The following is an 11649-nucleotide window of genomic DNA, read 5'->3' on the forward strand; positions in this document are numbered from 1 at the left end:
ACGGCGCGGCCGGGCCCACAGATCCCCGAAGACTTCCTGCGGCGCCCCGACGTCGGCTCCACCGCCGAGCTGCGCGGCAGAGCGGGGCGGCCCGCCCCGTCGGAACGAGCCGGGGCGATGCTTTCGGCGGCGTAGTACCTGCCGGAGCCATCCACGCTGTCCAGGGGAACGCACCTGGGCGGGCCGCCGATGCCTGGGTGGCGTCGTGCACGTCGGCCGCGGCCGTCGCCTCGTCGATGGTCGCCAAGGTCTGCGGAGGGACGCAATGACGCCGCAGCACGACAGCGCAATCCCGACATGACGCCTCACGTCCCGGTAGCGAACCGACCACTCGCCGGCCGGAAGGGCCTACAAATTTCGTATAGGATCCGCTTTGGTCAGGAGAAGGGTGGGCGCGCCACCGAAGGTGCGCCCACCCTTCGCGAGGCCGGTTCGGGCGCCTTCTCAATGGCGCCGGAACTACCCGGGCGTCAGGCGTCGATCGACAGCTATGAAGCCCTCAAATCCCTGACAATGTGCCATTTTTGCTACCGCAGCCGGTATGGCGAGTGCGCCTGCACGCGGTCCGTGCGTCCGGACCTGCAGGATGGCGGGCTTCGCCGGTCCCGGTTGGATCTCTCCCGCCCCGCATCTTGACGTTCCCCCGGTCGGCGGCAAATCATATAGGAACCGCAGTCGCCCCGTGGCATGGAGGCCTCTCACGCCTTCGACAGCACGGTTGATGGGCGCTCCGGCGATCGCCGTACCTACGACAGCCGCAGGAGTGCCCTGTCACCCGGCACCGAGGTGTGCAGTCTCGCGTCCGTTCTCGGGGAGCTGCACCTCGGTGTCAGGTCTCCTCCCCGTTGCCCAACTCCGCGAGCAGGCAAGGGCGCAGGGCAAGTCGAGGAACTTCAGAGGGGCCGATGCACGACGCAGAGCCCCAAGGACCGAAAGGAGCTGGCCTTGACCAGCAGCAAGGGCATCACGCGACGCAGAGCACTCACGACGATATCGACGGCCGTGGCCGCCACCGCCCTCAGCGGCCCGGCGGCACTGGCTCTCACCTCCCCTGGTGGACTGGTGGCCGCCGATGGCTCGGTCGGTTCGTCCTCTCTTGATTTCCAGGCGGCGGTCCAGCCGGTCGACCCGGCGGTGCAGATCTTCGGTTCCGAGGGTTGGTACACCTGGGGTGGTACCCCCATCCGTGGTCGCGACGGCGCGTATTACCTTTTCTATTCACGCTGGCAGGAGGGTTCGGCCGGTCGCGGTCCGGACCCCTCGGAGAAGATCTTCTACGGCTTCAGTGGCTGGATGAAGTACAGCGAGATCGCCGTTGCGGTCTCCCCGGGCCCTCAGGGTCCGTACCGGCATCTGCGGACCGTCGTTCAGGGGACGGGAGACCCCGGCCGCTGGGACCGCTACAACGCGCACAACCCGCACATCCGCTACTTCCAGGGCCGTTACTACCTGTAATTCATCGCCAACAACCCGGCGAACACCCCCGAGCCGTGGTTCTCCAGGCAGCCCACCCTCTGGCTGCAGTACCACGCCGGTCAGCGCATCGGTGTGATCAGCGCCCGCACCCTGGAGGACCTGATCGCCGGCCGCGGTACCCGCAGCGACACCCCCATCGCCGGACCCGACTACGTGAACACCTTCCAGATGGTGGTCAACCCGTCCGTCACCGAGGCCCCCGCCGTGGACGGTCGGCCCCGCTTCCTCATGACGTACAAGACCTGGAACGCCAGCGGTGTCTACATCACCGTCGTCGGCCAGTCCGACCGTCCCGAGGGCCCCTTCCCCTACACCGCCACCGCCCTGGGCACGGCCGAGACGCAGGCGGAGGATCCGTACCTCTGGTACGACCGTGCCGACCGCCGCTTCTACGCGATCGTCAAGGACTTCTACAAGGGAGCCGACCGGACCCACGCGCTCACACCCCAGTACGGGGCGCTCGGCATGGTCACCTCCACCGACGGCCTCACATGGGAGCCGGCCGCACACCCGGTGGTCTCGCTGAGGCAGTTGAGGCTCACCGACGGCTCCCTGATCTCCCTCGGTTCGCTGGAACGCCCCCAGCTCCTCTTCGATCACAACGGCCGCCCCGTCACACTGCATTGCGCCATGGCCCGCGGCAGCGCCGCCGCCGGCACCCAGAACGTCGCCATCCCGCTGCGTTGGCCGTAGGAAAGCAGTCCGTGATGCCGTATCAGTGCCTGCAGAAGCGCGGTCGATAGCTCGTGAGACGCCGTGCTTTCGCTTTCGCCGTGAATATGGCGTGGGGATCCACGAGAGCTTCCGTGCGTCGCGACAAAGAATGTTCTCTGCCCCATCAGACAAATGTTGAGGGTTGATCGGGCTCCGGGGCAACCAATAGGCCTTGGCGTATTTCTTCCATGCCGCAAATACGACGTGAGCCCACCCCTGCCCGTACCAGCGGGCGCCGGCCACTTGATCGTCCGGAAAGCTTCCGAATTGATCCCCGGTCACCCGCGGCACACCCTGCGGGCGGACCTTTGTGCCCTTCTGAAGTCGGCATGCAGCCGGCATGACAAGTCACCTCCATTTAGGGGAGGTCGCTTCCATGCGCTCTCGGCCGGTCCTGGAAAGTGCAGCATTTCAGGACAGTTGAGAATCAAGCGCCATTTCGAATCAACCAAATGATGGACGGGCTCCTGGCCGGTGCACGGCATAGTCTCTGCGCTGACCGCCCGCAGGGAATCAGGAGTGAGGCGCGAATGAATATTGGGCAGCCCGGATGTGCGGCGTACGCCGTGCCGCGTTCATTGCGGCGTGCGTTGAACGGTTTGTTCGTTGCCTCGCTCGTTCTGAGTCTCACGGTCGTGATGGGTTCGGGCGCGGTTGTGTCGGACCGGGACGCGTCGATCGTGGTGGCCCTGTCCGTGCTCCTCGCCGCGACGTACGCGGTGGGTTTCGTCGACCGCGCCCGGCCTGCAGGCCCTGACCGCCGCAAGGTTCGCGTCGCACCTGTCGGCACGGCCGTCGTGAGCCCGGTCCGTGTGCTGCGCTGGCTCGGCACGCTGACCGTGGTGTGGGCCGGTCTCATGGCGTTCAGCGCGGGATTCAGCTGGTTGGGCTTCCCGCTGTTCGCTCTGTATGTCCAGGTTCTGCCCCTGCGGCTGGCTATCCCGGCTGTCACCGTGGGGACTGCCGTCGTGGTCGCTGCCAGGGAGGTCCAGGCCGGGGTGCTGGAGGTGCCCCAGGTGGCCGGCCCGGTGATGGGTGCACTGGTCTCCACGCTGTTGGTGCTCGGGTACCAGGCCCTGTATCGGGAGAGCCAGGCCCGCCTGTCGCTCATCGAGGAGCTGGTCGTCACCCGGGACGCGCTGGCCGCGGCACAGCGGGAGGCCGGCCGGCTGGCCGAACGCCAGCGGCTGGCCCGGGAGATCCACGACACGGTCGCGCAAGGCCTGTCGAGTGTGATCATGCTGCTTCGCGCCACCGATGCCGCGCTGCCGCCCGATGCCTCGCTTGCGCGGGAGCGGACCGCTGCTGCCGCTGAGGTCGCCACTGCGAACCTCGCCGAGTGCCGACGCTTTCTGCACGAGCTGAGCCCGCTTCCCCTGGTCGAGACGCCACTGCCCGAGGCGCTGCGCCGACTGCTCGACCGCAGTGCCGACGGCGGTCCCAGCACCGCGTTCCATCTGCACGGGGAGCCGTACCCCCTGGGTGCCGAGTGTGATGTGGCGCTGTTGCGCCTGACCCAGGAGGCGCTGGCCAACGTACGTGGGCACGCGCACGCCACGACGTGCGTGGTGAGTCTGTGCTATCTGGACGACCGGGTGACCCTCGATGTCTTCGACGACGGCAAGGGGTTCGACCCGGAACTGCCCCCGCAGGACAGCGGAGGTGGCTTCGGATTGCACGGGATGCGCCAGCGGATGGCGGAGCTCCGCGGCGTGCTTGCCGTCGAGTCCACGATCGGTGAGGGAACGGTGGTCGCCGCCAGCCTGCCGATGCCGGGCGGGGGGACATCGTGACCGAGCCTCGGAATTCCCACCCGCAGGTGCGCGTACTGATCGTCGACGACCACCCGGTGGTGCGCTGCGGTCTGCGCGCGATGCTCGAGGACGTCCCCGAGGTGGTGGTGGTTGGTGAGGCGACGGACGGCGCCGAGGCACTGCGGACGGTTGCCGGACCGACGGACGTCGACGTGGTCCTCATGGACCTGCGCATGGGCGCCGGTACCGGCGAGGTGCCAAATGCCGCCGACGGTGCGACCGGCAACGGCGGCGGCGAGCGCATGGACGGTGTCGAGGCCACCCGCCGGATCAGAGCCCTGCCGGATCCTCCCCGGGTGCTGATCCTCACCACCTACAGGAGCGATGCCGAGATCCTTGCCGCGGTCGAGGCGGGTGCGACCGGTTACCTGCTCAAGGACGCGCCGGTCGAGGAGCTGATCAGAGCGGTACAGGCCGTCGCGACCGGCGAGACGGTGCTGGCTGTGCCCATCGCCACTCAGCTGCCCGGCCGCAGGCGGGCACCGCAGTCCACCCTGAGCCCACGCGAGACGGAAATTCTCGTCCTGCTTGCGAAAGGACTGTCGAACCGTCAGCTGTCACGCGCGCTGTTCATCAGTGAGGCAACGGTGAAGACCCACCTGGTCCGTGTCTTCGGGAAGCTCGGCGTGGAGAGCCGCACCGGCGCCGTGGCCACAGCAATGGGCCGTGGCCTGATCTGGGCACCGCAGCCCGGCCCCACGCAGGCGGTCGCACGACCGAATCCGGTGGACCCGCCCGCCCCATTCGACCGGCCCGAGTCTCCGTACCGCTCACCGCAACGAGGTTCACGTGCCTGACATACCGGCGGCGCGCGGCCGCCGCATCACCACAGCACGCGGTCCGCCGTCTCCGTGCTGTGCACCGCTCGCATGTGAATGCAGCACAACCACACATCGCATTCCGACGCAGTGATCCGACGCGGCGCCGAATTCCCGCGACGCGTGTGGCTCTCGCACGCCCTTTTTCCCTCAAGAGAAAGGTCATCGCCGAAATGAGACAGTTACGACCGACAGGGTCGGCCGGATTCCCGACCCGTGCAACCAGCTCCACAGCCTACTGGCTGACACACCGTCCAGTGCGGACGGCCCTTGGTATGCTCACTGCGGCCTGCGTGGCCGGCACGCTCGGCGTCCTCCCCGTGGCCGCCGCAGCGACGCCGACGGCCCGGGCCGAGCAGCCTCAGCAGAACAGCCCCGTTGCCGCCACACACAAGCTCACCCTCGTCACCGGCGAAGTGGTGACCCTGGAGCGCCACGCGAACGGCTTCCAGGCGGCGACCGTCGCGCCCGCGGAGGACGGCACTCCGGCGGCTTTCTCCACCATGAAGGTGGGCGACGAGGTCTATGTCATCCCTGACCAGGCCCAGCCCTATCTCGCCGCCGACGAGCTCGACCGCGAGCTGTTCAACGTCACCAAGCTGGTCGAGTACGGCTACGACGACGCGCACCGCCCCGCCGTGCCGCTGCTCGCGACCTACGGGGGCGCGCCGGGCAAGGCGGGCAAGGCGCTGAAGCAGGCCGCGCCGGCCGGTTCGGTGAAGGCCGACGAGCTGCCCAGCGCCAACGCGGTGGCGCTGCGCGCGAGCAAGAAGAAGGCGTCGACGTTCTGGGAGGCGGTCGACGACGACAGCGCGGCCGCGGCGAAGGCGCCGAAGCTGGCCGACGGCATCAAGAAGCTCTGGCTCGACAAGCCGGTCAAGGTGACGCTGGACCAGAGTGTGCCGCAGATCGGCGCGCCGGAAGCCTGGGCGGCCGGGTACGACGGCACCGGCACCAAGGTGGCCATCCTCGATACCGGTATCGACCCCAACCACCCCGATGTGGCGGGCCGGGTGAAGAAGACCCAGAACTTCACCGACGACCCCGACACGGTCGACCACCACGGCCACGGCACGCATGTCGCCTCGACCATCGCCGGCTCGGGTGCCGCGTCGGGCGGCAAGTACAAGGGTGTGGCGCCGGGCGCCGACCTGTACATCGGCAAGGTCCTCAACAGCGCCGGTGAAGGAGGTGAGTCGGGGGTCATCGCCGGCATGGAGTGGGCGGCTGCCCAGGGTGCGGACGTCGTCAGCATGAGCCTGGGCTCGGCTGCCGGCAGTGACGGCACCGACCCGATCAGCCAGGCCGTCAACGAGCTCACCGAGTCCTCCGGCACGCTGTTCGTCATCGCTGCCGGAAACACGGGTCCGACCAAGGGGACCGTGGGTTCGCCGGGAGCCGCCGAGGACGCGCTGACCGTCGGCGCGGTGAACAAGCAGGACCAGCTCGCGAACTTCTCCAGCCGCGGCCCGGTCAAGGACACCTTCGCGGTCAAGCCGGAGATCACCGCACCGGGCGTGGGCATCGTCGCCGCGCGTGCAGCCGGCACCACGATGGGAACCCCGGTCGACGACAACTACACCTCGGCCAACGGCACCTCGATGGCCACCCCGCATGTGTCCGGCGCCGCGGCGATCCTCGTCCAGCGCCACCCGGACTGGACCGCTGACCGGCTCAAGCAGGTGCTGGTCAGCACCGCCAAGCAGGGCTCGTACACCGCCTACCAGCAGGGCGGTGGCCGGGTCGACGTGCCCAAGGCGATCAATGCCACGGTCTACTCCAGCCCCGCTGTCGTCAGCATGGGCAAGAAGTCGGCCGAGAGCGCTCCGGTCACCAAGACGGTCACCTACGTCAACACCTCCTCCACGGACAAGACGCTGTCGCTTCGACTGTTCAGCGTCGGGGAGACCGCGCCCCCGCCGGACGGCACGTTCGCGCTCGGCGCCGACAGTGTGACGGTCGCGGCGAACTCCAGCGCGAGCGTGACGGTGACCTACCACCCCGAGCTCGGCGCCGTGGGCGACTACACCGGTGTCATCACCGCCACCGCGGCCGACGGCACTGCGATCCGCACCACGGTCGGGGCGACGAAGGACGTGCCCACCGTCGATCTCACCGTCAACACGATCGACCGGCACGGGAATCCGGCGACCGGTGAGCTCGCCGTGTTCGACCTGGACAACGGCGTCGTCCGCGAGGTCTTCCCCCAGGACGGAACCAAGACAGTCGCACTGCCGCAGGGACGCTACTCCGTCATGGGTGTCGTACACACGCGGGACAAGGAATCGAACCAGGTCCTGGACTACACCCTCGCCGGCGACCCCATCGTGGAACTGAAGGGCGATCGGACGATCACCCTGGACGCCCGGCTGGGCAAGGAGGTCAAGGTCGCGACGCCCAAGGAGTCCGAGCCGAACGGCTTCAAGCTCGGGTACCGCCAGCAGCTCCCCGGCAAGCGGGGGATCGACTTCATGAAGGGCGCGTCGAGCCCGCTCTGGGACCATGCCTACGTGGTGCCCACCGAGCCGGTGACGAACGGCACGTTCGAGTTCGACTTCCAGCAGCGCCGGTACTCCCCGGTGATCCGGGCGTCCATTGCCGGACAGGAAGGCGCGCTCCCGCTCGAGCCGGTGATGTACGCGGCCCAGCTGCACGGCCCCAGCACGCTCCAGGCGGTCGACGCCGGCACGGCACGGCCGGAGGACCTGGCCGGCAAGGACCTCACCGGCAAGCTCGCGGTCGTCACCCGCGATGCCACCCGGAAGACTCCCGACCAGATCGCCGCGGTGACCGGCACGGGCGCCAAGGCAGTGATCATCGTCAACGACCGGCCCGGCCCCTTCGCCACCATCGTGCCGCGCGCCACCCGCACCACCATCCCCGCCTGGAGCCTCACCCAGGACCAGGGCGCGGTGCTCTTCGACCGGATGGCCCACGGTCCCACGCGGATCAATCTGCAGGGCATAGGCAATCACCCCTACGTCTACAACATCGCGATGATGGTTCCCGGTGGAATTCCGGCCGACCCCGTCGACGCGGTCACCGTGGAGAATTCGGCCGTGGTGAAGTCCCACTACCGCGGCAACGAGGGCAACTACCTCGGCGAGACCGACTCGGCGGTCCGCCCGGGAGAGACCATGATCACGCAGGTGATCGATTACTTCGACGCACCGGTGGATCGGGAGGAGTGGTACTCCACCGGCAGCAAGTGGCCGACGATGAAGGACATGCGGTGGTTCCAGGCGGTCTACCCGGACCGCAACGACATCAGCCGCACCGTGAAGGACGTAATCCGCAACTACAAGCCGGGCGAGCAGCGCGAGGCGACCTGGCTGGGCGCGGCGAACGGCCCGGCCGGACCGGAGGCATCCTACGCGTTCCGCGAGGGTGACAAGGTCACCCTCATCCTCCCGGAGATGAGTGACAGCCAGCCGGGGCACTACGGCCAGTTCGCCCCCGCTGCCGACGAGTCGATGACGCGGGTCTACCAGGACGGGCAGCTCCTCAAGGAGACGAATTACCCCTCGTTGATGGGGCTGCCGGTCGGCGCCGATCCTGCGACCTACCGGATCACCCTCGACACGTCACGGCCGGCATGGTTCCCGCTGTCCACTCGGACCAGCACCGCCTGGACCTTCAAGTCCGCCCGGCCGGCGAGCGGCAAGGAGAACCTGGCGCTGCTCTGGCCGAAGTACGGCCTGGACCTGGACACGGAGAACGCTACCCAGGGCGGCAGCACCTACGCCTTCGACCTGGCGTTCGCGCTGCAGAGCGGCGCCATTGCCGGCGTCGACGGGGTCGAGGTGGAGATGTCCACCGACGACGGTGCCACCTGGAGCCCCGCGACGGTGAAGGCCAAGAGCGACGGCCACTACAAGGTGTCCCTGACCAACCCGTCATCCGGCTACGTGTCCTTGCGCGTCAAGGCACAGGACACGGGCGGCAGCAAGGTCGAGCAGACCCTGATCAAGGCCTACGCCGTGCGCTGACCCCCGCTCCCTGACCGCGCCCCTGGCACAAGGCCTGCCCTTGTGCCAGGGGCGCACTCATCGAACGTGGCTCGTGTTGATCGGCCGCTCGACGCCCCACGACGACCAGCGGCGTGTCCGGCGTCGGACGGGTCGACGGCGGAGAGATCCGTCCACACGCGGTGCTGCAGCTGTTACCGATGTGTGTCTGCTGGATGGGTGGTTGCGCGGTGGTGCGCCGGGGTGCGCGGGGGAGCTGGAAAGGTTTGTTCCCGGCTGGGGGCCGGGTGCGTGATCAGTGCATCCGTAAGTTACGGAAATGTCCGGATTGAGTAACGCGAACCGGAGTCGCGGCTGGAGGTGGGGGAGGTGGTCCAGGCTGTGGGTTCTCGGCCTGAGGGGCCGGGATCCGCACCGCGCAGCATGGCCCTTGACCGGGGCCTGGGCGCCCTTGTCTGAGGGGACATCAATGTCTGCTTCTCGTTTCGTCCGACGTATCGCCGCTACAGCTGTGGCGGCCGGTTCCGTGGTCGCTGTCGCGGCGATGCCGGCTGCCGCCGACAGTGGCCACGGGTACGGGCACGGCCGTCACCAGTCGTACTCCAACGTTGTCCTCGGCGACATCCAGTACGACAGTCCCGGTCGTGACGACTGGTCGAACCGTTCGCTGAACGGGGAGTGGGTGGAGGTCACCAACACCGGCCGCCGCGCGGTCGACCTGGACGGATGGTCGCTCACGGACCGGAGCGGCAACCTGTACCGCTTCGAGGACCTGCGCCTGGCCGGCCGCTCCACGGTCCGGGTCCACACCGGGTTCGGCCGTGACACCCGTCGGGACGTCTACCAGGGCAGCCGGGACTACATCTGGAGCAACTACGCCGACAAGGCGACCCTGCGCGACAACCGCGGCCGTACCGTGGACACCCACTCCTGGGGCTACCGCCGCTGACCAAGGGTGCACCTTTTCCGCCCCCGAGGTGCAACCCTTCTGATCCGGCGTGCCACCACCCGCAGAGGGTGGCGGCACGCCGGACTCGTACGCCCGGGCCCCGGCTTCCCACTGCCCGGCACAGCGCAGGGTCGCAGCACCCGGGAGCAGCTGCGGGGCCCTGGTCCGAGGGTCCAGGCGTACGCCTCCCGAGGGAGCGATGGCGCGCACGCCACAGGGCCCAACACCCGTAACGAGGGGCATGCCACGGGTGCCACGCCCCGAGTCCGGCAGCAGACGCCAAGATGATGATGCGGGGCGGGGCGGAGCTCATTGCTCTGTCCGTGCCGGGGTCTGGGTCCGGTAGGAGTGGCCGATTTCGGGGCCGAGCCCGAAGTAGTGGCGGAAGTTGTAGATGAGCGGGCTCCAGGTGGCAGGGTCGATGTGGTCGGTGCCGGGAACGACGATCCGGGGGTCGGCGTGGACCTTTCGTACGACGGCCTCAACGATGACGAAGTCTCCGGAGACGTCCGGCCGTATCTGCTCGGCACGGGCCTCCAGCTGAAGGGGGCATTCGGCAACGCGAGGCGGCCGTACCGTGTGGGAGGGCGCGCTGTGCAGGCCGGCCGCGGTGAACTTGTCCGGCTCGTAACGGCAGCCCTGCGCCTTGGTCGCGGGTACCGGATTCCGGCCGGTCAGCGGTGCCAGCCGCTCCACCGCAGGCCACAGCGCAGGGTCAGGCAGATTGATCACGAGGTCGGGCCGACTGCCCAGGTTCTGTGCGGTCTGTCCGTCGCGGCCCAGACCGAGCACGACTGTCCGATCGAGCGCCCACGCGGAGGAGATGGGAGCGAGGTTGGACGAGCCGTCCGGGTTCTCTGTCGAGAGGAGTACCACCGGAGTCCCGAAGTACAGAATGCTCGGCTCGATCGCTGTACGGGGGTTGGCTGTGTCTGTGGTCGGGGTGCTGAGAGGTGCGGCGTTCATGGTGCGGAGCGTAAGAGCCAGAAACTTCGGCAGGTGCCGAAGTGTGGCCGGGCAGGGAGCCGGCGCCAGATCCCTCCCGCTCATCGCACCGGGCGCCGAGGTCACGACGGCCGGCCTTCGGGCGCAATGACGTCAGGGACTTGCGGTGAGCCGGAAGGTCAGACACACCAGGGGAGTGTCATCCTCGACCGGAGTTCCTGTCCGGCTCCAGAACTGACGGTGGCCGGTGCGCCACTCTTCAAGGGAGGCATCGCCCTCTCCTTCGGCCGCAGCATGTTCCCACGTCACCTCGCTGAAGGGCTTCACCTCCACTCCGGTGATCTCAACGGTGGCGATGGCCTGGCCATCGTTGTCCAGGAGGGCCAGCCGCTCACCGGGATACTCCAAGCCCTCGGTCTCGCTGGCGTATTCCGCAAGTAGACCGGTGGTAGCGATCTTCTTTCCGGCCAGGACGAATGAGTTCAACTCGGCCCGCAACTCGCCCGGAGTGCCGAGTTCCAATGCGCGCATACCATTGACTCGCGGCCACATCACTTGATCGCCTCATCCGAATACTCGTCGGTTCATTTGGCGCCTTCCCGTGTGGTGCCATCCCGTGCTCATAGGAGCCGACCTCCCGTCCTGGTCCCCTCACCGCCGTCGGCGGCGAGGGCGGTCGCTGCCCGAAAGCCGGGACGAGGACTGCACAGCACAGGAACAGGACCCGCCCAGCCATCCGCAGCTCGGGCCGTGGATGCCTGCGCCAGGGCGATGACGTCGGCGCCGTCCACCCGTGAGAGCCCTGTGCTGGGCCTTCCCCTTCTGCATCTTCACGGCCCCGGTGGCCCGGGATCACCGGGGACACCTTAGCCTCGCCGTTTCACTTGAGTACGGCTGGCTTGGGGGCGGAAACGCGAAAGTGCCTTCCTGACCTGGGACGATGAACCTTGCTGAGGGGTTCTGTC

Annotated in this window: 7 protein-coding genes and 1 pseudogene; 6 read left to right on the forward strand and 2 right to left on the reverse strand. The window is 68.2% G+C overall.

Features of this window, described 5'->3' with window-relative positions; translation table 11 throughout:
• Positions 1-945 precede the first annotated feature (945 nt).
• From ACFU6I_RS45625 to ACFU6I_RS45650, 6 genes and pseudogenes are all read left to right on the forward strand, one after another.
• On the forward strand, positions 946-1455 hold the full coding sequence (locus tag ACFU6I_RS45625) for a hypothetical protein (RefSeq protein WP_384379628.1): 510 nt from the start codon (positions 946-948) through the stop codon (positions 1453-1455).
• A gap of 93 nt (positions 1456-1548) precedes the next feature.
• Positions 1549-2169: a hypothetical protein gene (locus ACFU6I_RS45630; RefSeq protein WP_384379630.1), complete on the forward strand. Its 621-nt coding sequence runs from the start codon at positions 1549-1551 to the stop codon at positions 2167-2169.
• Positions 2170-2789: 620 nt separating this feature from the next.
• Positions 2790-3983 carry a sensor histidine kinase gene (locus ACFU6I_RS45635; protein ID WP_384379633.1) on the forward strand — a complete coding sequence of 398 codons (1194 nt, stop codon included), beginning with the start codon at positions 2790-2792 and terminating at the stop codon, positions 3981-3983.
• A gap of 26 nt (positions 3984-4009) precedes the next feature.
• Positions 4010-4681 (forward strand): annotated as a pseudogene (locus ACFU6I_RS45640) (response regulator); the annotation flags it as partial.
• A 416-nt stretch (positions 4682-5097) separates the two neighbouring features.
• A complete protein-coding gene (locus ACFU6I_RS45645) occupies positions 5098-8811 on the forward strand; it encodes a S8 family serine peptidase (protein ID WP_384379635.1) in 3714 nt (1237 codons plus the stop codon).
• A 448-nt stretch (positions 8812-9259) separates the two neighbouring features.
• The gene (locus tag ACFU6I_RS45650; protein WP_384379638.1) at positions 9260-9739 is read left to right on the forward strand and encodes a lamin tail domain-containing protein; all 480 of its coding nucleotides are present in this window, start codon (positions 9260-9262) and stop codon (positions 9737-9739) included.
• 309 nt (positions 9740-10048) lie between these two features.
• Here the strand turns inward: ACFU6I_RS45650 and ACFU6I_RS45655 are convergent, their stop codons facing one another.
• Together ACFU6I_RS45655 and ACFU6I_RS45660 are read right to left on the reverse strand one after the other, a co-directional pair.
• Complete coding sequence (locus ACFU6I_RS45655; RefSeq protein ID WP_384379641.1) at positions 10049-10705, reverse strand: flavin reductase family protein; 657 nt, start codon at positions 10703-10705, stop codon at positions 10049-10051.
• 132 nt (positions 10706-10837) lie between these two features.
• Positions 10838-11215 carry an ASCH domain-containing protein gene (locus ACFU6I_RS45660; protein WP_384379645.1) on the reverse strand — a complete coding sequence of 126 codons (378 nt, stop codon included), beginning with the start codon at positions 11213-11215 and terminating at the stop codon, positions 10838-10840.
• Positions 11216-11649 lie beyond the last annotated feature (434 nt).

Source organism: Streptomyces sp. NPDC057486 (assembly GCF_042802415.1).
In the GTDB taxonomy this organism is placed as follows: domain Bacteria; phylum Actinomycetota; class Actinomycetes; order Streptomycetales; family Streptomycetaceae; genus Streptomyces; species Streptomyces yanii.

What these genes read in the sequence shown, in the direction of transcription:
- ACFU6I_RS45645 (WP_384379635.1), top strand. Translation starts at nt 5,098, where the DNA reads ATGCTCACTGCGGCCTGCGTGGCCGGCACGCTCGGCGTCCTCCCCGTG.
- ACFU6I_RS45650 (WP_384379638.1), top strand. Translation starts at nt 9,260, where the DNA reads ATGTCTGCTTCTCGTTTCGTCCGACGTATCGCCGCTACAGCTGTGGCG.
- ACFU6I_RS45655 (WP_384379641.1), bottom strand. Translation starts at nt 10,705, where the DNA reads ATGAACGCCGCACCTCTCAGCACCCCGACCACAGACACAGCCAACCCC.
- ACFU6I_RS45660 (WP_384379645.1), bottom strand. Translation starts at nt 11,215, where the DNA reads ATGCGCGCATTGGAACTCGGCACTCCGGGCGAGTTGCGGGCCGAGTTG.